Source organism: Levilactobacillus suantsaii (genome assembly GCF_014069315.1).
In the GTDB taxonomy this organism is placed as follows: Bacteria; Bacillota; Bacilli; order Lactobacillales; family Lactobacillaceae; genus Levilactobacillus; species Levilactobacillus suantsaii.
In genome coordinates, this window is the sequence record NZ_CP059603.1 from 1,049,941 (window position 1) to 1,073,146 (window position 23,206).

20 protein-coding genes and 2 pseudogenes are annotated in these 23,206 nt (G+C 52.0%); 16 read left to right on the top strand and 6 right to left on the bottom strand.

Annotation, left to right across the window (positions count from 1 at the left end):
* Window positions 1-17: 17 nt before the first annotated feature.
* Window positions 18-1,019: pseudogene (locus H3M12_RS04835) on the bottom strand (LCP family glycopolymer transferase).
* 199 nt (window positions 1,020-1,218) lie between these two features.
* Between H3M12_RS04835 and H3M12_RS04845 the strand changes: the two are divergent.
* From H3M12_RS04845 to H3M12_RS04875, 9 genes are all read left to right on the top strand, one after another.
* Complete coding sequence (locus H3M12_RS04845; protein WP_129033092.1) at window positions 1,219-1,692, top strand: S-ribosylhomocysteine lyase; 474 nt, start codon at window positions 1,219-1,221, stop codon at window positions 1,690-1,692.
* Between the two features lie 198 nt (window positions 1,693-1,890).
* Window positions 1,891-2,997, top strand: coding sequence for a hypothetical protein (locus tag H3M12_RS04850; protein ID WP_182150994.1), 1,107 nt, complete (start codon window positions 1,891-1,893; stop codon window positions 2,995-2,997).
* A gap of 165 nt (window positions 2,998-3,162) precedes the next feature.
* Window positions 3,163-3,708 (top strand): PTS transporter subunit EIIC, encoded by a 546-nt coding sequence (locus H3M12_RS12990; RefSeq protein ID WP_267905794.1) that lies wholly within the window; start codon window positions 3,163-3,165, stop codon window positions 3,706-3,708.
* Window positions 3,672-4,436: a PTS transporter subunit EIIC gene (locus H3M12_RS04855; protein WP_267905795.1), complete on the top strand. Its 765-nt coding sequence runs from the start codon at window positions 3,672-3,674 to the stop codon at window positions 4,434-4,436. The genes H3M12_RS12990 and H3M12_RS04855 overlap by 37 nt, the downstream gene beginning before the upstream one ends.
* Window positions 4,426-5,331: an alpha/beta hydrolase gene (locus H3M12_RS04860; RefSeq protein WP_129032871.1), complete on the top strand. Its 906-nt coding sequence runs from the start codon at window positions 4,426-4,428 to the stop codon at window positions 5,329-5,331. Before H3M12_RS04855 ends, H3M12_RS04860 begins: the two co-directional genes overlap by 11 nt.
* A 47-nt stretch (window positions 5,332-5,378) precedes the next feature.
* Entirely contained in the window at window positions 5,379-5,609 is a 231-nt protein-coding gene (locus H3M12_RS12865; RefSeq protein WP_225423538.1) for a LysR family transcriptional regulator, read from the top strand.
* 21 nt (window positions 5,610-5,630) lie between these two features.
* A complete protein-coding gene (locus H3M12_RS04865) occupies window positions 5,631-6,236 on the top strand; it encodes a LysR family transcriptional regulator substrate-binding protein (protein WP_225423537.1) in 606 nt (201 codons plus the stop codon).
* Window positions 6,237-6,597: 361 nt separating this feature from the next.
* Window positions 6,598-7,443 (top strand): sulfite exporter TauE/SafE family protein, encoded by an 846-nt coding sequence (locus H3M12_RS04870; protein ID WP_182150995.1) that lies wholly within the window; start codon window positions 6,598-6,600, stop codon window positions 7,441-7,443.
* Window positions 7,443-7,820: a DUF1634 domain-containing protein gene (locus H3M12_RS04875; protein WP_129032869.1), complete on the top strand. Its 378-nt coding sequence runs from the start codon at window positions 7,443-7,445 to the stop codon at window positions 7,818-7,820. The genes H3M12_RS04870 and H3M12_RS04875 overlap by 1 nt, the downstream gene beginning before the upstream one ends.
* A 69-nt stretch (window positions 7,821-7,889) precedes the next feature.
* Here the strand turns inward: H3M12_RS04875 and H3M12_RS04880 are convergent, their stop codons facing one another.
* On the bottom strand, window positions 7,890-10,484 hold the full coding sequence (locus H3M12_RS04880; RefSeq protein WP_225423541.1) for an HAD-IC family P-type ATPase: 2,595 nt from the start codon (window positions 10,482-10,484) through the stop codon (window positions 7,890-7,892).
* A gap of 458 nt (window positions 10,485-10,942) precedes the next feature.
* Between H3M12_RS04880 and H3M12_RS04885 the strand changes: the two genes are divergently transcribed.
* On the top strand, window positions 10,943-11,638 hold the full coding sequence (locus H3M12_RS04885) for a GTP pyrophosphokinase (RefSeq protein WP_129032867.1): 696 nt from the start codon (window positions 10,943-10,945) through the stop codon (window positions 11,636-11,638).
* 57 nt (window positions 11,639-11,695) lie between these two features.
* On the opposite strand, the gene H3M12_RS04890 is transcribed toward H3M12_RS04885, so the two are convergent.
* Together H3M12_RS04890 and H3M12_RS04895 are read right to left on the bottom strand one after the other, a co-directional pair.
* Entirely contained in the window at window positions 11,696-12,607 is a 912-nt protein-coding gene (locus H3M12_RS04890; protein WP_182150996.1) for an AEC family transporter, read from the bottom strand.
* 115 nt (window positions 12,608-12,722) lie between these two features.
* Window positions 12,723-12,923 carry a YjzD family protein gene (locus H3M12_RS04895; protein ID WP_129032865.1) on the bottom strand — a complete coding sequence of 67 codons (201 nt, stop codon included), beginning with the start codon at window positions 12,921-12,923 and terminating at the stop codon, window positions 12,723-12,725.
* Between the two features lie 246 nt (window positions 12,924-13,169).
* Between H3M12_RS04895 and H3M12_RS04900 the strand changes: the two are divergent.
* A pseudogene (locus tag H3M12_RS04900) lies at window positions 13,170-14,358 on the top strand (cation:proton antiporter).
* Between the two features lie 180 nt (window positions 14,359-14,538).
* Window positions 14,539-14,718, top strand: a complete 180-nt coding sequence (locus H3M12_RS04905; RefSeq protein ID WP_129032864.1) for a hypothetical protein — start codon at window positions 14,539-14,541, stop codon at window positions 14,716-14,718.
* Between the two features lie 58 nt (window positions 14,719-14,776).
* On the opposite strand, the gene H3M12_RS04910 is transcribed toward H3M12_RS04905, so the two are convergent.
* Window positions 14,777-17,497: a YfhO family protein gene (locus H3M12_RS04910; protein WP_129032863.1), complete on the bottom strand. Its 2,721-nt coding sequence runs from the start codon at window positions 17,495-17,497 to the stop codon at window positions 14,777-14,779.
* A 378-nt stretch (window positions 17,498-17,875) separates the two neighbouring features.
* On the opposite strand from H3M12_RS04910, the gene H3M12_RS04915 reads away from it, so the two are divergent.
* The 3 genes from H3M12_RS04915 (at window position 17,876) to H3M12_RS13115 (ending at window position 20,757) form a co-directional block, all read left to right on the top strand.
* On the top strand, window positions 17,876-18,568 hold the full coding sequence (locus tag H3M12_RS04915) for a response regulator transcription factor (RefSeq protein ID WP_129032862.1): 693 nt from the start codon (window positions 17,876-17,878) through the stop codon (window positions 18,566-18,568).
* Complete coding sequence (locus H3M12_RS04920; RefSeq protein ID WP_182150997.1) at window positions 18,558-19,904, top strand: sensor histidine kinase; 1,347 nt, start codon at window positions 18,558-18,560, stop codon at window positions 19,902-19,904. Before H3M12_RS04915 ends, H3M12_RS04920 begins: the two co-directional genes overlap by 11 nt.
* A gap of 715 nt (window positions 19,905-20,619) precedes the next feature.
* Complete coding sequence (locus H3M12_RS13115; RefSeq protein WP_182150998.1) at window positions 20,620-20,757, top strand: helix-turn-helix domain-containing protein; 138 nt, start codon at window positions 20,620-20,622, stop codon at window positions 20,755-20,757.
* A 7-nt stretch (window positions 20,758-20,764) separates the two neighbouring features.
* Here the strand turns inward: H3M12_RS13115 and H3M12_RS04930 are convergent, their stop codons facing one another.
* Window positions 20,765-21,763, bottom strand: coding sequence for an IS30 family transposase (locus tag H3M12_RS04930; protein WP_182150575.1), 999 nt, complete (start codon window positions 21,761-21,763; stop codon window positions 20,765-20,767).
* A 95-nt stretch (window positions 21,764-21,858) separates the two neighbouring features.
* Here H3M12_RS04930 and H3M12_RS04935 point away from each other — a divergent pair, with 95 nt between their 5' ends.
* The gene (locus H3M12_RS04935; protein WP_267905798.1) at window positions 21,859-22,893 is read left to right on the top strand and encodes an RNA-guided endonuclease TnpB family protein; all 1,035 of its coding nucleotides are present in this window, start codon (window positions 21,859-21,861) and stop codon (window positions 22,891-22,893) included.
* Window positions 22,894-23,206: the final 313 nt, after the last annotated feature.

The following is a 23,206-nucleotide window of genomic DNA, read 5'->3' on the forward strand; positions in this document are numbered from 1 at the left end:
TTTTTGATTATTTGAAGTTAGAAGCCGGCTGGTTCGAGAGCGTCGGTCTGAAAAGTCGGTGTGGGGGTCAACCCCAACGACCGACGTAAATCGGCTGAAAGCTTACGAATCGTGGCCAATGGGGCAATCTGATAGTCGATACCGTCGATGATGTCCGGTTGACCTTGGAGCGTTTGTGAGTCGATATGGAGACTGGTGTGACCGTACTTGGTGCGCAGCCAGACCAAGTCCTGGAAGGTCAAGTTGGTCTGTAAATTACTTTGTAGCGACGTCAAGACGGTCTGGTAACGGGTTAGTGACAGCAGGCTAGCCTCCTTTAAGACCAACGCTTTGATGATTTGACGCTGACGGGCTTGTCGGCCGTAATCGCCCAATGGATCGGCGTCCCGCATCCGTGAATAGGCTAGTGCACTGGCGCCGTTTAAGTGAATGGCCTTCCCCTTGACCACGTTGGCTTGCTCATAATGGAAGGTCAACGGTGGGGTGACCGTGATGCCATGGACGGCGTTGATCATTTTTTCGAGCCCGCCCATGTTCAACAAGACGTAGTAGTGAATCGGGATGTTGACCAAATGTTCCACGGTTTTGATGGTGGTCGCTGGCCCGTACAGCGGTTAAGCAGCATTAATCTTTTCATCGTCCTGTTGGCTCCCCCAGATGTTGACTAAGGTGTCGCGCGGGATGCTGGTCAGCTCAGCGGTTTGTTGACGCGGGTTGATGGTCGCAACGATCATGGTGTCCGTTCGGCCAACATCGTGGCGGCCTAGCGCCCCAGTGTCGGTACCTAATAAGAGCACCGCAAAGGGCTTGCCGCTGGTCAATGTAGTGTCACTAGGTTTACTGGGCAAAGCCCGGTAAGTCGCAGAAAATTCTTGGCGCGCTACGTGCCACGCGTGCCACCCCCAGACGCCGGCCCCTATGGCGCCCAAAAATAATAGGCCCAGCACCCAGTGCCACCAGCGATGACGTCGGCGACGGTATTGGTGTTGTCGTGGCGGCAACGGCGTTTCGTTTGTCATGGTGAAGACCCCCTCCGATAACTTGTGTTTAGTATAAACACTGTGGCGGGTCAGGGGGTGATTGGCTACATGCTTAGGCCAAAAAATTCCCTTTCTGCCCGCTGTTGATCATGGCCAAAAAAGATTCGAGGTTTAGCGAGATTTGGTGTACAGTAGAGGGGTACGATTTGACTATTAAGCAAAGGGAGTTGGCATAAACATGGCAAAAGTTGAAAGTTTTACGTTAGACCACACGGCCGTTAAGGCGCCATATGTTCGGTTGATTACGCGGGAAACGGGTCACAAGGGTGACGTGATTTCGAACTTTGATTTACGGCTCGTTCAACCCAACACGAATGCGATTCCAACCGCGGGATTACACACGATTGAACACTTATTAGCGGGTTATTTACGCGATGAGATGGACGGCGTCATCGACTGCTCACCATTTGGTTGCCGGACCGGCTTCCACTTGATCACTTGGGGTGAACAATCCACCGAAGAAGTGGCTAAGGCTTTAAAGACGGCGCTTCACCGGATTGCCTACGATACGGAATGGAAAGACGTTCAAGGCACGGACAAGTACAGCTGTGGGAATTACCGTGACCACAGTCTCTTCTCCGCTAAAGAATGGTGCATCGACATTCTCGACAAGGGCATTTCCAAAGACCCCTTCACGCGTGAGGTTATCTAAATAAATAGATGATGCACAATTATTAAAAGCTCGGGACCTGGTCTCGGGCTTTTTTTGTGCATCAGAATGGATACCAATTGTGGGCTGTAAGGTAAATACCTTAATGTAGTATTTGGGGTCAACACTTTGGCCGTTGGGCGCTATACTGTGGGCGCTATTGGGGGATGTTTAAGCAGTTTAGCGTTAGGGGGAGTTGTGATGAGACATTGGCAACAAGTTTTGACCGGTATTGTAACCGGTCTAATCATTGGCGGCGGAACATTAACGGCTCAAGCGATGCCGGTGGTGCACCAAGACGCGGAGGCACTATACGACACATCATTAAGCAATACGCGCCAGTTGAATGACCAGCAAGTCCACTACGTGCCCGTTCCCGCGACCTACGCGCATTCGACTGACCCGCACGGCAGTGACACCATTCAATCGGTGGCGGGGGTGCCAATCACGTTCACCACCAAGTATTTATTACCTGATCCCGGGTACCAGCACAAGGCCTGGGGCGACCCGCAAAGTTTGGCGGTTGCTGGGCGGTACGTCTACGTGATCTATTGCCCGACCAACACGCAAAATCAAGGCCGCATCGTCCGGTTCGACCAGCAAGCTCTGGCGGCCCAACACGCTACGCCGCGGCAACTCCAACGCGTCTACACCACGGCGGCCGACCATGATCCCGCGGAAATCAAGTTGCGCCAAGCCATACAGGTTGGGCCACTGTTCACCACGGGGCACGGCCAGTCGTTGGCGTATAACGCCCATGACCACCATCTGTACATGTGGTGTGACCAGAAGAACGCGCCACGGATTCCACTCAATCAGTGGGGCGTCATCGACCGCATCGATGCGCAGACTTTACAGCCGGCTCACCAGATTCGTTTCCGGCTAAAAGAGGGCAGTTACGCGGTCCCTGGTGGGCATGTGCTAGTCTTTGACCGCCAAGGCCGGGCGTATTTCTGGTCTTGTCCGGCCGGGGAGTTGGCGTACCTTTATCAGGGCACCATCACCGACCAACAAGTCAAGTTTCGGTTGACCAAGCAAATTTTGCGCCATGGACCGGGGACCCGGATTCAAAGTATGGGGTATAACCCGCATAACAATCGCTTGTACTTGGTGGCCGACGATTCGGTGGCCAGCTTACCAATCAGTAAGCTGGCGGGACGCGGGCGGTTGACCAGCGCAGATGTGCGCTGGACTCGCTTTGCGTCTCACCGGGAATTTGAGGGCTTAGACTTTAGCGAACAGGGGCTGCCGTACCTATTGAGTAATCACCAGCCGGAGATCTTGACGGGGAACAATTTTGATTGGTAAACTGACCGCCCAGACCAGTAGGTGACCCATAATGGCCGGTTCAAACGAGCACTAGCTTGAACCGGTCATTTTTAGTATAAACAAATTTGTAAGACGTCTACGCCCGCCTCGTGCTGGAAGCACGTATAATGGGGGCTAGGTAGTCAGCAAATTGGGGGAATTTGGATGCACACACTTTGGCGGTGGAATCAGGTGGTGAGTGATTGGCGCGCGATGCAAGTGATTCGCCGCGCCTTGATTATCACGTACCCGTTTATTTTAGTGATGACGTTGATCGATGCGGTGGGCAGCAGTGTGCTAGCAGCCAACGGCTTTTTCTTTCAGATTTACCATGTCGGGACCTGGTTGCCGGAGGTGGCTTTGTGGCGACAGGCTTTTCAAATCATGGGGCTGGCCATTAATAATATCGTGGCCGTCATCGTGGCCTTTGCGACCGGGTACTTTTTAGCGTTGACCTATAAATGCAACGCGTTAGCGGTCGGCCTAGTCAGTACTATCGCTTTTTTAACTTTAAACTTCAACTACACGGTGCTCAATCAGCAGTCGGCGACCGAAGCAGGGGGGCAGTTCGTCGAAAACAACTTGGGCCCTCAAGGTATCTTTTTGGCTATCGTCGTGGGACTGGGCGTCGCGTGGTTGGCCCACCAATTCGTGACGCGAACCAGACGCTGGGCTTGGGTGAGTCGGTTGACGCTGACCGGGCGGGGTTGAGTCTGGTCTTAGTGGTGACCATTGCGGTGGGCTACGGATTGAGTGCGCTGAACCCCGGTGGTCTGAATGGCTTGGTCTACGCGGGGGCGACGGCGTTGATCATGAACCCTGGCCACTATGGGATCCGCATTCTTGCCGTCACCACGTTCAATAATCTGATGTGGTGGCTCGGCCTGATTGGGCCGGTCGAGTTGTCTGGCAATAACTCGGTCAAGTCATTGCAAAACTTGGCCGTCGCGGTCCAACATGGGTCGGTGTGGCACGCCCCGAATGCCATCACCCTGCACACGCTGGGTGACGCTTACGCCAACTTTGGCGGGGCCGGCATGACGTTGGCCCTCATCATCGCCATCTGGTTGGGGTCGCGTCGGCCGCGGGACCGGCAGATGGCGACGCAGACCTTTTTGCCCAATCTGGTCAACCTGAACAACGCCACGTTGTTGGGGCTACCAGTTCTGTTCAACCCGTTATTGCTGGTCCCGTTCTTAGTTGCGCCGGCCGTCAACATCGTCTTGGCCTGGTGTGCCATCACCTGGAAATTGGTGCCCCCCATCGCCTACCCGATGCCGCGGACCACGCCGGGACCCCTTATGGCGTACTTGGGGACCGGCGGCGACTGGCGCGCTTTGCTACTTAGTCTGGTTTGCCTAGCGGTCTCCGTGGCGATTTATTGGCCGTTCATCAAGCTCTTGAACCGGGTCGAAGGAGATGACGCTGATGAAACGTAAGGTAATCCTGGCCGCCATCGTGGTGGTCGTGGTGGCGGCCATCTTTTTTCCGAGCACCGCGTGGATGCGCCAAAAAATCACCCACTACAAGTCGGCTTACCGGACCCCACTGGATCCGACCATCATGGTTCCGGGCTCCAGCGCCAGTCAGGACCGCTTTGACACCTTGATCACCCAGTTGCGAGAAGAGACCAAAACGGCCCACAGCGTGTTGAAGGTCAAGGTGGCGACCAACGGGCACTTATCCTATACGGGTGCCATTAAACGGGGCGATAACCACCCCTTTATCGTGATTGCCTTTGACAATAACCGGGACGGCTACGTTAATATCAATAAACAGGCTAAGTGGTTAGCCATCGCCTTTAAGGACCTGGTCAAGCCGTACCATTTCAATCACTTTTCGGCGTTGGGCCACTCCAACGGCGGCCTGATTTTGAGCCTCTTTTTGGAACAAAACGAACAACAACTCAAATCCGTGACCATCGACCGCTTGATGACGATTGCAACACCGTATAACATGGAATCAAACAGTACGACCGAACGCACGGCGATGCTCAAAGAACTCATCGCCGGGCGGACCCGGTTGCCGAAAAAGTTGGTCGTTTATTCGGTCGCCGGCACGGAAAACTATTCCAGTGACGGGACGGTACCCGCCAACAGCGTCAACCAGGGGAAGTATCTCTTTCAAAACCACGTCGCGCACTACACCCAGATCACCGTGACGGGCGATGATACCACGCACTCGGATTTGCCGCAAAATAAGCAAATCGTGCTGCTGATTCGGCAATACTTGCTGAAAGAAAACGTCCCAAGTCGGGCACCGACCAAGAAGCGGCGGACCATCACGCCGACCGTGGCGACCCGTGAGATCGATGGCGGGGGCGAGACCCCCTAAACTGTGGCACACGAGTCCGGCATTTTCCGGACGGAAAGGCGGTCAGCATGACATTTCGCCAACTTGATTATTTTTTGATGGTGGCTAACGTGGGGCAAATCACCGCGGCCGCCAAACAACTCCATATGGCGCAACCACCTCTGAGTTATCAATTGAAGCAACTTGAATCGGAACTGGGGGTGCAACTCCTGCGTCGCGCGGCCAGCGGCGTGAGCCTAACTCCGGCCGGTGAACGGTTGCGCGACTATGCTCAGCAGTTGATCGATTTACGGGACTAAGCGACCACCGAAGTCCGGGGTTTGGGGCAGGGGATTGCCGGTGTCTTGACGATCGGGGTGACCTCTTCGTCGATTGGCGCCACCCCTAACGCTAAGTTACGGACGTTGACCCGCCATTACCCGCAAGTCCAACTCAAGTTGGTCGAAGCTAACACCTATGTCTTACTGGACCAATTAGCGCACCACCAACTGGACGTGGCCATCGTGCGGACGCCGTTTAACGCGGCTCAGCTGACCGTCAAGCCACTCGCGACCGAACCAATGGTGGCGGTCGTGCCACCAAAATACGACTACGTTGCGGGGAACACGTTGCGACTCGAGGCGTTGCAACCCTTACCCCTGATTATTTACCGCCGCTTTGCTCGGCAGTTTCAGGCCACCTTTGCCAAGCACGACCTTACACCATTTATCGCCTGTACCTGTGATGATGCCCGCACTGCGGTCCAGTGGGCCAACGCGCAACTCGGAGTGGCGTTGGTGCCACAGTCCGTGGCCGAACAGGAGCCTACGGAAAAGACCGCGGTCCGGGTGATTCGCTATCATGCCTGGCAGACTACGCTTAAGTTGGTGTGGCCGGAGGCAGTTCCGATCAGTCCGCTCCTTCAGCGGTTCATCGACAGTTATTGACGCCACGGTGACTTAAAAAGACAGACCAATTTAACGGGGGTGCCATACGATAAAAGTATGGCACCCCCGTTGTGTTGGAGTGACCGGGATGGGGCATAGTGGCAGGATTTTTACGGGTTCGGGGATACCGGTAAATTACCAATCCGGTGGCGGGAAAGATTGAATGGCCACGCACAAACTAGCGGTAAGCGTAAGTCATGGACCGATAAGATTCCATTTTGGCGCCAGACTACCGGCTCATTACGGCTAGTTGGGGTTTGTGCGGTCATCACAAGTAAGTTGGGGGCCGAGACTTGCCCCTGCGGACGGAAAAGCCGATAATCAAAGTTATAATCAGACGAAATGATGGAGGGGTTAACTCATGGGAGAAACTGCATTGCTCATGCTTGGCGTGGGCGTGTTTGCCGGCATTGCCGGCGCCATCTTGGGCATCGGTGGTGGGATGATCATCACGCCAATCTTGACCCTGGGGATGGGCTTAAATATTAAATATGCGATTGGGGCCAGCATCATTGCGGTCATCGCGACCAGTTCGGGGTCGACAATCGCGTACTTGCGCGATAACGTGTTGAACCTGCGGGTCGCCATGTTTTTGGAGATTGCGACCACGATTGGCGCTATCGTTGGGGCCTTATTGACCGGGGTCTTAGATCCGAAGTATCTGTACCTGTTGTTTGGGTGCTTGCTGGTCTTTTCCAGTTGGAACATGTACCGCAAGTTGCGCCGTGGCCAGGAAGTCTTACAACGGGTAGAACCCGATAAGATTGCCGCGAAGCTCAAGCTCAACGGCAGTTATTACGATAAAGTAGAGATGAAGGACGTGGACTACCAGGTCGAAAACGTGCCGGCCGGCTTTTCCGTAATGTTTGGGGCCGGCGTGGCGAGTGGGTTATTGGGTATCGGGTCAGGGGCCTTCAAAGTGATGGCGATGGATACTTTCATGAAGATGCCCTTGAAACCGTCCAGCTCGACGTCGAACTTGATGATGGGGGTCACCGCCGCGGCTAGTGCAACGGTGTACTTCTTCAACGGTTCGATTTTACCCACGATCGCCGTCCCGATGGCGTTGGGCATCCTGATTGGTGCGGCGCTAGGGTCGCGTATTATGCAGATCCTGCCGTCACGCTGGATTCGCATCGTCTTCATTCCGGTGCTTCTGTACATCGGTGGTCAGATGCTCTTTAAGGGATTGGGGGTTCACTTCTAATGGCAGATAAACCAGCAACCGCCAAAGAAATGGCGCAAGTCGAGACCGTCATCGGGCGCATTTTACAAATCGGGGTCATCTTTTCCGCCATCGTGATGGCGATTGGCCTCATCCTCTTCCTCGCTACTGGTCAGTCGGGGTATCCCGGCGATACCCTGCCACTACAGTTTGGGGCGATTCTAGTGGGGACTTGGCACCTGAAGTCCTTTGCGATTATGATGTTAGGCATTTATTGTTTGATTCTGACCCCCGTTTTACGGGTGGTCGTCTCCATTTATGCTTTCTATCGGGAAAAGGATCACCTTTACGTGGCCATCACGACGACCGTTTTGATTATTTTGATGATTGCGTTAGTGATTGGGATTTACGACAAATAAGCACAATGATTATTAGGATTGTGATAACACACAAAAAGGACGCGCTAGATTTCGCGTCCTTTTTGTGTCCTAACGCTTGAACTTGGGTAACACGTGGAACCGGATAGCCTTACCGATTTCGGTGACCACAAGCACCACGGTCCCCGCTAGTAGTGGAATCCCCCAGCCGTCCCAAAAGGCGATGCTGGTGGTGTTGAAGATCAGTTGCATGGCGGGCAGATAAATGATGCCTAACTGTAAGAGAATTAATAAGCCGACGATATAAAAGGCCATCTGATTTTGGAAAAAGTATCTGGAGATGACCGGATGGTCGTTTCTCAAGTTGAACAGGTAGAAAATCTTGCCGAAGATGATGACGTTCAAGGTCATGGTACTGCCAATGACGACGGGCAAGCCCAGGCGGGTCAGGTAGTCGAAAACCCCAATGCCTAGCCCAGAAATCAAAAGTGCCACGTAGGTGATTTCGAAGGTATCGAGTTTGGATAGTAAACCGCGACGAACGTCTCGGGGGCCGCGGGTCATGATGGTGTCGGCGGCGGGTTCAAAGATGAAAGCGAACTGGATGGTCAGTGCCGAGACCATGTTGATCCACAGCAACTGGGCCGGATAGAGGGGCAGTTGCTGGCCCAGCAAGATGCTTAAGATGACCACTAGTCCTTCGGCAAAACTGGTCGGCAATAGGAACCGGATAGTCTTACGGATATTATCGAAGACGTGCCGGCCCTCGAAAACGGCGGCGACGATGTCGGTAAAGTCATCGTCGACTAAGACCATGTCGGCGGCCTCCTTGGCGACTTCGGTCCCCTTGATGCCCATAGCGACCCCGATGTCGGCCTGCTTTAAAGCCGGCGCATCGTTCACGCCATCTCCGGTCATGGAAACGACGTGGTGATTGGCCTGTTGGGCCTGCACGATGCGGAGCTTGTTGGCCGGGGTAGTGCGGGCGAAGACGTTATAGTTATCGATAACGGCAGCCAATTGGGCGTCACTTAACGCGTCCATCTCGGGGCCGGTCAATGCCCGGACGTGGTCGGCCAAACGCAGTTTTTGGGCAATGGCGACGGCCGTATCGGGGTGGTCACCGGTGATCATTTTGACCTGGACGCCGGCACGTCGCAAATCGGCGATGGCCGTGGTGGCTTCCTCGCGCGGTGAATCGATGATGCCGACCAACCCCACCAGAGTCAGCTGGCGAATCAAGTCCGGTGTGATACGGGTCACGCTGGGGTCAACGCGCCGTTCGGCTAAGGCCACGCCCCGTAAGCCACTGGTGGTCAATCGGTGGAGCTGGGCGCGCCAATAATCGGTGGCGGTGTCCGCCGTGGTCAATTGTAAGAGACTAGTCGGGGCGCCCTTGACCATCAAAACGTGCTGGTCGTCCTGTTCAACCAGGCGGGCCGAAAAGCGGTTGGCCGAATCAAACGGCAACGCGTCGAGTGCGTGGACCACGGGGTCGTGGCCCGTCAATTTACGGTACAGCGTGGTCAGTGCGCCGTCAGTCGGTTCACCGGTCAACTGCCAATTCTGGTGGTCGAAGTGCAACTGCGCGTCGGTAGTCTGTCCGGCGATACGTAGTAAGCGGCGCATCGCGTGGTCGTGCTGCCAGGAATACTTTTGGTGGGCCAGTTCCAAATCGCCGTCAAACGAAATGTGGCCGTTGTCGTCGTAGCCGACCCCGGTGACCGTAAAGGCGTGTTCCGGGGTCACGACCTTGGTGACCGTCATTTCATTTTTGGTCAACGTGCCGGTCTTGTCGGTGTTGACGATGTCGACGGCGCCCAGCGTTTCGACGGCCGGTAAAGTTTTCACGATAACGTTTTGCCTGGTCATCTTGCGGGTCCCCATAGCGAGGACCACCGAGGTGCTGGCGGGCAGACCTTCGGGCATCGAGCCCACGACCATGGTGATGACCGCGATGGCCACAGATAGGCTGACACCCAAACTGTTCAGGTTTTGCATCAACGGGGTGGGCTTGGGCTGGACGGTTTCGACGGCCCCCTGAATCTGACCGATTTGGGTCGCATCCGCCACCGCCAGCACGATGCCACGGCCGGAGCCGTTGGTGACGGCGGTCGAGGCGAAAGCCAAGTTACGCTGCTCGGCTAGTGGTAAGTTGTTGGCCGGTAGTGGTTTGGCCTGTTTAGCGACCGGGTTGGTTTCTCCGGTCAAGATAGATTCCTGGATGCTTAGGTTATCGGCGGCGACTAAACGCAGGTCGGCAGGGACCGCGTCACCGGCTTCGAGGACCACTAAGTCGCCCACGACCAAATCACGGGCGTCAATCTCGCGTTTGACCCCGTCCCGGATGACGATGTTTTTGGAAATCAATAGCTCACGAATCCGTTCAAGGGCATTGCCCGCTTGGCGTTCCTGGACGTAGCCGATGATGGCGTTGGCGATAATGACCAGGCCGATAACGATGAAGTCCGAGTAGCGGTGCATCAGAAAGGTTAAAACGGCCGCGGCGGTCAGAATATAGATGATGCTGTTGTTGAACTGTTTGATGAATTGAATGAACCGCGACTGTTTTTTAGTGGTTAATTCATTGCGTCCCAACTGTTTTAACCGGTCACGAGCCAGTTGGGTAGTCAGTCCAGTCTGGGGATTCGTGTGGTAGTGGGCCGCCAGAGTCTTGGCAGATGGTTGCCAAGGTTGTGAGATCAACTGGGGCGAAGCGACCGTTGGCGGTGCGGTAGATTTTGGCGAAGTGGGAACTTGATTTTGTATCACAAAAATGACCCCCCAACATAAAAATCGCACAGGGCCTCCGTAATTGGCTCGGGAAGTGTATCCATGGAACTCACTAGTAAAAGGGGACTGGTCGTTGGTACCAGTTTTAAGTGCCGTTATTAACTAACGTAAATCATCGTGCGGAGACCCAATGTGGTCAGTTTTAGCTGACGGTTTTAGGATAGCAGGTTAGCGAATCGCCGGGCGATTTAGTGACTTTCCTAGTAATCTCATCATCTTTACTAGCCTCAGCTGTCAAATTAGTTACAATTGCGGAGGTTTCCCCGTATGATAGAGGAGGAAACGACGTCTAGCAACGTGACGTCACGATTGAACTTTTTCGTTGTGCGACCGCGTGAAGCGGAGCCGCAACGAGCACGGGAGATTTTTTCATGACTAAGGAAACCCCTGACCGGAACCTGCCAGCGACGTTCGTGAACGACCCCACGTCACTGCAGGCCATCGATCAATTTCGGCAATTAATGTTGAATTACCGCAGTGCGATTCAGGTCATGCGGACTAAGATTCGTTACCTGGATCAGGAGTACCAGATTCAAAATGGGCATAGCCTGGTGGATAGTCTGCAATCGCGGATCAAGTCGCCAGAAAGTATCTTGGAAAAGGCCCAACGCAAGCACTTTGACTTCAACTTAGCGACGTTACCGCACGACATGCACGATATCGCGGGGATTCGGGTCATCGTCCGCTTCGAAGATGATATTCAGGCGATGGAACAGCGGTTGGCCCAACAACCGGACCTAAAAATCATCCGGCGCAAGGACTACATTACCCACCCCAAGCCCAATGGGTATCGAAGTTTACACCTAATTTTGGCGGTGCCGGTCTTTTTAGCGGCGGGGACGGTTCAGGTGAAGGTGGAAGTCCAAATCCGCACGATTGCGATGAACTTCTGGGCCTCGCTGGAACATGAATTGAACTATAAGAAGCAGTTACGTAACCAGGCAGCGTTAAAACGCCAGCTCTTGGAGAAAGCGCAGTTGGTCCACGAGTTGGACCACGACATGAACGCCCTGAAAAATCAAATTCGGGCGGCCGGACGACCGGTCGATCCGAATGCGCCGGATTAGACATTAAAATGGTGCCCCCCAGATTACGGGGAGCACCATTTTAACGTCTAAAGTTTTCTAAGTGGCTAACGCGACCACCAACGGAATGGTTAGTAAACTGAGCAACGTCGATAGACTCATCACCGCAATGGCTGGCGCCGCATCCGCGTGAATCTGTAAGGTGAACAGGACCACGACGCCAGCGACGGGACAGGCAATCATGATCAGCGTGGTGGTGTAGGCGATGCCGCTCACGCCTAACAGGGTCAATAGCCCTGCCCCCAAGAGGGGAAAGACTAGGTTCCGGAAAAGAAGCGTCAACCCCAGCCAAGGGTTCAACATTTGTTTACTGAAGGTGATTTGGGCCAGGCTGTTGCCGATGACAATCATCGATAATGGCGTGTTGACGGAACCGACCGCCGTGACGATGTGGTTGAGCGTCCCCGGTAAGTGCCAGCCGCTCAAGAAGAGCAAAAGGCCCACAACGATAGCGATAATGTTGGGGTTGAGCAGGACTTGACGGGCCTGATGGGTCGCGGGGGTGTGAAAGAGCCGCACGCCTAAGGTCCAACTGAACAGGTTGAAGCCGGCTAAGGCCACGACCGCGTAGAAGACGCCAGTGCTCCCGAACAACGCGCTGATTAGCGGGATACCCATGAAACCAGCGTTAGAATAGATACTGCCGTACTGGGTGATGCGCCGCAGGTTCGGGTCATGCAAGTGCCCGAAAATCAGGCGCGCAAGCAAAGTCACGATGAGGTACCAGACGAAGGTCCCTAACGCGGCCAGGAGGAATTGGTGTATCCGCGACCCCGAGAAGGGTTGCTCGAAGGCCCCGATGATCAGACAGGGCGACACCACGTAGAGCAAGATGTTAGTCAGGTCGTTAGCCGTTTGGGCGTGCATCAGATGACACTTATTGATCAGGACCCCAATCAACATTAGACCGAACATCAAAATGATTTGGGTGGTCAGTTGACCGATTTGCAAGTGAGGACTTCCTTTCACGAGGTGGTCCGCGCACTAAAAAGGACCTGGAACGAATCCAGGCCCGTTTTTAAAATCCGGAGTTGTTCAACGTTGCCGTTGAGCAGCGGCGAACGAGTTAGTTCTTTGCAGACTTCTTGTCGCTACGACCTAATAACGCGATTCCATTAACCGCAATGACGGCCACGACAGCCATCGTAATCCCCAATTGGAGGGGTTGGTAAGGCATCTGTTCCAGGGACTTTCCAACGTATCCGATGATTTCCCCAAAGATAACTGACCAGAAAATTACGACGATGTTTGCTTCGACCCACTTCATCCGCGTCACCTCACAATCTCATTAATCGTTATTAGTTTAACACGATTGGCCGGCCACGGGTAGTTAAGATTTCGCGAGCGACCAGTTAGAAAAGTCGCAAAGGTTGCGCTGTTTGTGAAAAGTCGATATACTAAGGAAAAATTAAGAAATTGGTTGAAGCGACTGCTTTTCAAGAATTCGGTCTGCCTTGGGTTGGGTGGATGGTACGGGGAAGTAGGCGCTTTTTTTGCGCTTGAAGGAGGATTTATGGAATTATTAGGGAACTTAACACTAATCTTATTAGCCACCACGATTGTGGGGCACTATAGTACCCGCATCGGGATTCCCGCGGTGATTGGCCAACTGATTGTGGGGATTGTCTTGGGGCCAGCCATGCTGGGGTGGTTGCACCTGACGCATAATTTGGACAGCTTTGCCGAGATCGGGGTCATCGTCTTGATGTTTATCGCCGGGCTGGAAAGTGACCTGCAATTATTGAAACGCTATTTAAAGCCCAGCATCCTGGTCGCCGTCTTAGGGGTCATCGTACCGGTCTTGGGGACCTTTGCCATCGGCGAACTGTACCACTTGCCGTTCAATGAAAGTTTGTTCTTAAGTATCATCTTCGCGGCCACGTCGGTCTCCATCTCCGTGGAAGTCTTAAAGGAAATGAACGCTTTAAGCAGTCGTGAAGGGACGACCGTTTTAGGTGCCGCGGTGGTCGACGACGTGTTAGCGGTGATCATCTTGAGTGTCGTTATCTCGACGACGGGGACCTCGGTCTCTAGCGGGGTGTCGGGCAATCGGCTCGTGACGACCATCTTACAAGTTATCTACTTTGCGGCCATCTACTTCGTGGTCCGTTGGATTGCGCCGTACATGGCTAAAATTGGGGACCGCTTGTTGATCCCGATGGGGCAGGCGTTGATGGCCATGATCCTGTGCTTCGGGATGGCTTACGTGGCCGAATTGGTTGGCTTGAGCGACGTGGTGGGGGCTTTCTTTGCCGGAATCGCCGTTTCCCAGACGCCGGCGAAGTTGACGGTCGACCGGCATATCGAGCCCGTGGGTTACGCGGTCTTTATCCCGGTCTTCTTCGTCAGTATCGGGCTCAACATGGACTTCGACGGCTTGAGTAAGCAACTGGGCTTCATCGTGCTCTTAACGGTCGTGGCCATTGCTAGTAAGCTGGTCGGGGCCGGCGGCGGGGCTAAACTCGCCGGCTTCTCGTGGGGCAGTTCCGCCGCCGTGGGGGCCGGGATGGTCTCCCGGGGTGATGATTATCGCCCAAATCGTCTACTCGGCTAAGTTGATGTCGCCGGTGCAGTACTCGGCGGTCGTGGCGGCGATTATCCTGGCCACGTTGGTCGCACCATTCCTGTTACGCTGGACCATGAATCACGTGACCCGCAACCAAAAGGATCGCTCGAAGGTCCGGCCCATGAGTCACGATTAAATAAATTATAGCAAATCAAGGCGGGCCTAGCGGTGCGCCTTTTTTGCGGATGAACGTCGAGTTTAAGTGTTGGTAAAATTGATTAACGTGGTAAAATAAGTCTGTTAACAGATTCAGGGGAAATTAGGTCATGAACAAAACGGTGGGGCGTTTTGGCTCAGAGGAGCAGGGGGAATTGCGATGCGACTGAGTTTTAACCCGAAGTTTTACCGAAACTGGCCCTTTTGGGTGGGCGTGATTTTCCTGCTAGGCGATTGGGGATTGCGAATCGCAGGAATTTTCACCAGCGACCCACTTGGGGTCATGATTGGGATTGTCTGGCTGGTTATTGGGGTGTTATTGCCGATAGGGTCAGATTGAAAAAAGACAGCTAACGTATTTTGACGTTAGCTGTCTTTTTGCTTAGGCCTAGATTCAATTAATGACGCTTTGCTGCGTGGTGGGCTTTTAATGGACGTTGCCCCTCCGCTAAAAACCACAGCGCACCAAAGAGCAATAGGGACACGAGACTGATGACGGCGCCTAACTTGAGTCCTGGGGTCTTGTAGACCAAAGTGACGTGGTTGGTGCCGGGCTTGATGGGCACTCCGATCATGCCCGGATAGTTTTTGACCACGGGGATGACCGATTGGGCGTGCATCGCCGATTTGATGGCCACGGGTTTACCGTTGACCGTTGCGGACCATCCCGGCGTCTTCGGAATGGCGACGTACAGCAGGTTACGCTGTGCTGTACCGGTCACGGTCCCTGAGATCCAGGACACGCCACTCTTAGCAGATAACTTCAAGCGGTGTTTGGCCAGGTGTTTGGTGAAACGGTGGTAGGCCTTCTGGTTCAAGGAGACAAACTGGTTATGGTAACCGGCGTCCGGCTTGCGGGTCACGTAACTGACCTTGACGGTACTGCCCTTGCGGTGTTGGCCCAGACTGAAGACGTAACGGAAACCATCGGCGTTGATCATCGGCTTGACCTTTCGTCCGTTGACTCGCAGACTGGAGTAGATGACACCGTTTTCTGGCGAGTATCCGTGCAGGAGGCCCGTTGCGGTGACGCGCAGCGTGACGGTCTGATAGTACATTGGGCCTGCATGGTGGGAGTGGGTCATGGTTTTATCCGGAATCGGTGCCAGGTCCTTGGCCGTGGCGCGGTGTTGCGTCATACTGATGACGCCCGCGGGGGACAGCGTGTTGGGCTGGGCCCCCATGGCGGCCAGGACGTGTTGCTGGTTGTTTAACGCGTTTTGGTCATCGAGTTGGAGGTCTGCGACCTGTGCGGGCACGGCAAAGCCAATCCCGGCGTAAGTCGATAAGGTGTTGATTGGCGGTGTCTTAAAGGCGTTCAAACGGTACTTGACCCCCAGCAAAGTATCGGTAACGTGGGTGTAGCCTTGGGCACTGATACGCCGGACGTTGGGGCTGAAGTAACCCAGGTCGTGTTGGAAGACCCGTGACTGCTCGTTGAGCGTGGAGGAATACGCGCTAATGCCAGCATAGTTCAGGAGCAGGGGGTCGTTGTAGTGGTTGTAGGCACCCAGATAAGCCTTACCAATGGTCGAGTGCAAATAGTCGATGCGGTGTAAGCTGTTGGTTTTAGCACCGACCTGTTTGAGCAGAGCACGGTTCGCGCGGTAGTCCTTGGCAAATTGGGTCTGGGACCCGAAATCGATGCCGTGGGTTCCGACCAAGAAGCTCCCACCGAGCTCACAAGCGATGATGACGCCCATGAGGCCGATGCGGACCGGGCGCCACTCACTGATGAACAGAAGCATGGTATTGAGCAACAGGAGGCCCAACGCTAACCATAACAACTTGAAAGCCGGTTGACTCTGTAAGTAGAGGTGGTTGTTCAACGATGGGTCGAACTGGTAGTAGAGTTGCGGTAAGGTGCGCGCGGCGATGAAGCCGATGGTCAGCAGTCCCGCACCCCAGACCAACGCCAGGACCTTTTGTGGGTCGTTCATGGTCTGCGCCGGGTGAGTCTGCCAGGCGCGGTAGGCCGTCACGATGGCGAAGAACGTGAAGAAGTAGACGTTTCTAAAGGGAAAGCCGGCCGGTTGCTGGAACATGTGCCAGATGGTATTGAATAGAGTGATAAAGAGTCCCAGTCCCATGAGAATCAGCAACCACATGGTCCGCTTCTTTTCCACGGCTAGAATCCGGGGCGACACGAAGTAAACGATGAGCAACAGGAACATCAAGGTGCCCATGAACAGTGACGGCGTGTGGTAAAGGTGACTGGCGTAGTTACTGCCGGCCGGGCCGAACTGGGCTAAGATCTCGGGACCGAACTGGGGCGTTGGCAAGTAGTTCTTGATAAAGAAGTTGCTTTTACCGGTCAACAGCATCCCTAACCCCGTGGGAATCAAGACAATCATGGTCATGCCCCCGGCTAAGAGGGAGCCAATCAAAAACTGCCGAATGACCGGCCGGTGCAAGCGCCAGACCGTCGTCAGTGAGGTGACCGAAGCCTGATGTTCCTCCAGCAGGTAACTAAAGTACAATACCGAGAACAGGCAAGTCATGTAGCCCATATAGTAGTTAGAAAAGATGGTTAGGGCTAAACTAATGGTGTAGAGCCCAAAGTGGTGGTGCTTAACCAACCGGTGGAGCCCTAACGCGACCAGCGGCAAGAGGATCAAGGCGTCCAGCCACATCATGTCGTAAAAGTACATGGTAACGAAGCCACAGAGACTAAAGGCGGTGGAGAACAGCAGTAATGACCAGCCAGTTTTTAAAAAAGCGTGGCGCAAAAAAATCGCCATCGTCAGGCCAATCGTGCTAATCTTTAAGATGATGATCCAAGTTAAAGCCGTGGTCATATTGGTCGCCGGAAACAGGAAAATCAATAAATTGAACGGGCTGATCACGTAGTAGGCTAACAGTGGTAGTAGCCCACTACCGGTGCCCAATGAAAGGGAAAAGAGGTGGAACTGACCGTGCAGGATGGTGGTGCGCAGGTATTCCAAAATGGGGATGTACTGTGCGCCCATATCGCTGAATAGAAAGTTCTGGTTCCCAAATGGGGTGATTTTTAGGGCCCAGAAAGTGACCACTAAAATAATGAACGGGACTAAAAAAGCGCCCCCATATACCCAGCGACTGACTCTCAGAGCCGCGAGGGTATCCCGATGTTGTTTCATGACAAACTCCTCCGTATAATTTTTCAAAAAGCGGGCCCGTTGCGGCAAGCTCTTGACGGTACTGCGAAGTAGGCAAGCAGTCGGGGGCAACGGGCGGTAGCTAGTCTTCGATACTATTTAGCATAACACGCTGGCTAGCCGGGACAAAGCGCCCCTGGCTGATTCGGTCAAATTTTAAACAAGTCGTATCAATCGGCATTAGCCGCAAACCACGGGGCAGTAAAAAGTGGCTTAAGGTGCCGTTATCCTTTAACCGGTAAACTAACGGATTAGAGCCGGTCAGGGGAAGTTGGCTGGACAAAACAGTCCCAACCATCAATCAAAAAGGCCTCGAAACGATGAGAACACGGGGCCAGTAATCATAAGGAGGAATGCCCGTTGAGTGCAACTGCCAAAGTATTAGTTGTGGAAGATGAACGTGAATTAGCCGCGGACATCGTGGAATTGATCAAACCGATTTGTGAACCGACGACGGCTTACGATGGGGAACAGGGGGAATTTTTAGCCAATCAGGACGTCTTTGACGCCATCATTTTGGACCTAATGCTTCCCGGCGAAAGTGGGTTGGACCTGTTGTTGCATATTCGCAACCAGGGGATTGCCACCCCGGTGTTGATTTTGACAGCTAAGGACACGATTGCCGATAAGCTGCGCGGCTTCAATGACGGGGCCGACGATTACGTGACCAAGCCCTTCCACAGAGAAGAATTGCTTGCCCGGATGAAAGCCTTGTTGAAACGCACGGGTCACTTGAATAACAGTGACGTGATCCAATTGGGGCAACTGGCTATCAACACTAGTAAGCACCTCGCAACCTATAATGGTGACCCCCTGACTTTAAAGGGGCGCGAGTTCGACTTATTGGCGTATCTTGCGGCCAATCCGGGGACCATCATCACCAAAGAACAGATTTTCAACCGGCTGTGGGGCTTTGATTCTGAGACCAGCCTGTCCGTGGTGGAAGTCTACATGAGTAACCTGCGCAAGGAATTGAAACGCGCGGGCAGTGATTTGTCCGTTCGCACGATTCGCAACGCCGGGTATATCGTGGAGGCCCCCGATGAGCAATAAAGTCAATCGTTCCCAACAGTGGCAGCTGTTTTGGAGCAGTCTGATTGGGTTTTCGATCATTTTCATCTTATTGGGTGTGATAGTGTTCATCCTGTTCAGCCGCGCCATGCTGACCAGTACCGACCAGGCACTACAAGTTGAAAAAACGGCTCAACTCCAGGGACCACCCCGCCAAATGCCGGTCAAAAAAAATCAAGTAAACCAAAAAACGCAGTACAAGCATAACGCCCAGCAGCACCCCTTTATGACCACCACGCTGGTCTATAATCAAAACGGGAAAGTGGCGAACAAGGGGCAACTGGGCTCGCGCTATGACACGTTAAAAAATATTACCCTCCATCCTTCACAAGTCAACGAGTTGCGGACCATTCAGGTAGCGGGGAAATATAACTTCCGTACGCTACTGGTCAAGGCGCCGAAGAAGGTCGCCGATAAGACCGTGGCCGGCAAGTATCTCTTGATCATGGAAAATATCGACCCCCAAAAGGCCGCGATGAGCAACTTCACCCAGGTCATGTTAATCACCATGGGGGTCTTCTGGGTCCTGTCAATCGCGATGAGTGTCTGGATGTCACGACTGACCATGCGACCGATTCTGCGGTCCTGGGGCCGGCAGACTGAGTTCGTGGGCAACGCCGCCCACGAGTTGCGAACGCCGTTGACTATTATTCAAAACAAGTTGGAGTTTCTGTTGACGCGGCCCAACGATAAAATTATCGACCAGGCAGCTAACATCGCGATTGCCAACAGTGAAAGTCAGCGCCTGCAAAAATTGACCCACGACTTGCTGGCGTTGGCCCGCTCGGACTCCAATAGTATCCAAACGAACTTTGAACCCACCAAGGTCGCCGCGTTCTTGGCCGCAACGGTGGAACCCTACACGGAAATTGCGGCTAGCCAGGGGAAGACCTTGCGCTTGGCGACCGTGATGCCGTTCAAGGCAGTTTTGGACCAGGCCCTGATTCATCAATTGATGAATATTATGATTGATAACGCCTTGAAGTACTCGCCTAAGGGCAGTACCATCACGATTTCGGCACATAAAATCACGCCGCGGCGGTGGCAACTGGTGGTGGCTGACCAAGGTATCGGTATTCAGGGTAAGGACCGTCAGCGTATCTTTGACCGCTTTTACCGAATTGACACCTCCCGGGCCCGCCAAACTGGGGGCAACGGCTTAGGGTTGTCGATTGCCCACTGGATCGTCGATTTGCACCACGGCTCGATTGCGGTGCGGGATAACCACCCTAAAGGAACTCGATTTATTACCACGCTTCCGTTAACACCGCCTAGTGGTGGTCATCACGGAAAGTCGAAGACCACTAAAACTAAATAAGACTCAGGCTGATCAGTACGGGATTCTAGGAACAGACTAGGATGCCGGGGTTGGCCTTTTTTGATGGGGTAAGGGTTCTGATTGAAGAATAGAAGTTGTTAGGAGTATACTGTTTTTAACATTTGAAATCACCGTTTAAAAATAACGAGTTAATCAAAAACGGCGATTTCCGATTTTTAGAATGCCGGTCTGACGGGATTTGTTTAGTGTAGTCCCCACGTATGTGAGGGTGATTCCTGGTTGTGGCTCATATGCAATAGTACCCCCTTGTAGTCCCCACGTATGTGAGGGTGATTCTCGCAGGCTGCGCAGCCTCAATAGTTCCAGCAAGTAGTCCCCACGTATGTGAGGGTGATTCTTGATGGACCGGGCAACTGAAATGCTCATCAAGGTAGTCCCCACAGGTGTGGGGTATTCTTCCCGTGTATGTAAGTTTGATGCACAAGGGACTGGTACATAAAATCAACTTAACAAACACTTGTAATTGCTTTGTTAAAAGTGATCTGGTGTGGCGGTACTAGAAGTTGTGAATAGTGGCTTCAACCATAAAGTAGTGGAATTAAAGACGTTTTTTTTGATAAATGAATCAAAAGGAACTATACCTTAAATTAAAGAGGGAAACGAAAGATGTTGTAATTATTGAGAATAAAAATTGAAGTTAACTGTGATAAAGCACATGGTAATATGCTTGATGATTACTTAAAGGAGGCATAACGTGGCCTTTATAGTAGCGTTTAAATTCAGATTAAAACCAAATAAGGAGCAAGAAAAACTAATTTGGCAAAATATTAATGGTGCTAGGTTAGTATATAATCTCTTACTCGAGGACAATAATAGGATTTATAAAGAGTGACGAATTGTCAAATCAAGTGTAACTTTTTACCGAAGAAAACTTCAGATGGTGTCTTCCAGCCTAAGACCTTACGGGGGCGATTATTTAAATTCCTGACAAACTTCGCGATATCTTGATCGGTCAGTTCATCAAGGTCAGTTCCTTTGGGAAAATACTCTCGGATGAGACCATTGGTATTTTCGTTGGTCCCACGTTGTTGTGGTGCGTGCGGGTCTGGAAAATAGACTGAGATACCAAGCTCTTTACCGACTTCACGATAACCCGCAAACTCTGTACCTCGGTCTGGTGTAAGCGTACGAACGCGTTTAGGTGTGACTGTATGCAGGAGGTCGATCATCGCTTGGGTCACATTCTTGGCATTCACTTTGGGTACACGCTCAGACAGAAGGTATCGTGACTTACGGTCGACCAGTGACACTAAACCCGAACGCCCGACCTTGCCGCGAACGGTATCGCCTTCCCAATGGCCAAAACGAGTCCGATTCTCACATGAGACTGGTCGTTCATGGACTGATGGGACATTATTAAAACGGCCACGTCGTTCGTTGACAGTTCCTTTAACCTTACGAGTTTTCCCACGATGTCGTAACTTTCGAGCGAATCCTCGAGCCCCATGACTTTTACGTTTAACGCCTAAATTATTTCGTTCAATTCCGCGATAAATCGTGTTGTAGCTGATATGCCAATTACTGGTCTCTAAAGATAAACGACCGGCGATTTGCTCGGGTGACCATTGTCGTTGAAGAATGCAGTGAAGGACAAAGTCGCGTAGCTTTAAATTCTCCAGTACCCTGAGGCGGCGACTCTTTAATCGGCGCTGTTGATAGTTCTGCTGGGCTTTTACGGCGGAATAGGCGCCCCGACCGCCGTTGCGTTTAATTTCTCGTGACACAGTGGCTTTGGAACAACCGATTTGATTGGCAATAACCTGGTAAGTATGGTGTAAAGTTACACCTAACAGTATGCATTCGCGGTCTTTTAAGGTAAGATGTGTATATGGACTCATAGCCTAAGAACTCCTTTAGATGATTGTTATGGTGACTTCATTCTACAGGACTCAGGCTAGGAGTCTATTTTTATTTTCTTACTTGTTGCACTTCAATTGTAAATTCGTCGTACAAAAAATCATCGACGTTGACAGTAAAACAAATTAAGGATGATCCTAAGTATGCTTTTTTAAAAGGGTGCGATGCAAATGCTCTTGCTTATAGTAAAAGGCATTTAGATCAGGCTTTCAAAAATTTCTTTAGGGGATTGAAAAAACATCGAAAGATAGGTTACCCTAAATTTAAAAGCTTAGCGCATAGTGCCCTAACGTATACGACTTATAGAGCTTCTAGTTACAAGAACTCGCCAATAGAAGAAGGAAATTTGGCTTTAAATGAGAAAAAAGGGTTAGTGAAATTACCAAAAATTGGGTGGGTAAAAGTTATTAATCATAGGCCAATTCCAAAAAGTGGGAAGATAAAATCTGGAATTATTAGTGCTGATCGCATTGATAGATATTATATATCTATATCAGTAGAACTGCCGGATGGTTATTTTCTTAATTTAAAGGAGAGGTCGGCTAACCGTGTCGGGGTAGACGTTGGAATTAAGTATTTTGCTACGTTGAGTAACGGAATAAAAATAAAAAATAAGCATTTTTTAAAAAATCAGGAGCAGAAACTAATTAAGCTACAGCGGAAGCGTGATCGTATGCAGAGAGGAAGTAATAATTATCGTAAGGCCAATATGAAATTACGAAAATTACACGCAAGAATTGCAAGGCAACGACGCGCTTTTGTACAGCAAACTTCGACCGACTTAATAAAAAATAATTATGTTATTGCTATTGAAAACCTGAATGTAAAGGGAATGGTTTCTAACCATAAACTCGCAAAAAGTATCGAAGAAGAGGGATTTAATGAGTTTAAGCGAGAGCTTGTTTATAAATCAGAATTCTATGGACGGAAAGTAATTGAAATTGATCGTTTCTATCCCTCTTCTCAAATCTGTTGTGTGTGTGGCTATCAAAATAAAGAGACGAAGAACTTAGCCGTTCGTGAATGGCAGTGTCCTAAATGTGGCACAATTCATGATCGAGATATAAATGCAGCTAAAAATATTCTAAAAAAGGGATTAGAAAAAATCTAATTATACATTTTAACCGTCTGTCCTGGCGGGGATAGCCTGTTTATGAAACTGACGCCTCTATATACTGCTGGTGAGCGGTTTACAAGCGTTGTTGCTGGCAGGAAGTGTAGATGTTTAATAGGTTGATGAAGTCATCAAATGACACCTATAAGGAACCTGCAATACGCAGATGAAAACGGCCTGTCAGGTTGATGAAGTCATCAAATGACACCTATAAGGAACCCGTTAGGCGCGGTCGAATTCTGCATCCGTGGTTGATGAAGTCATCAAATGACACTTATAAGGAACACCTTCACGCAAAAACCGATCACGT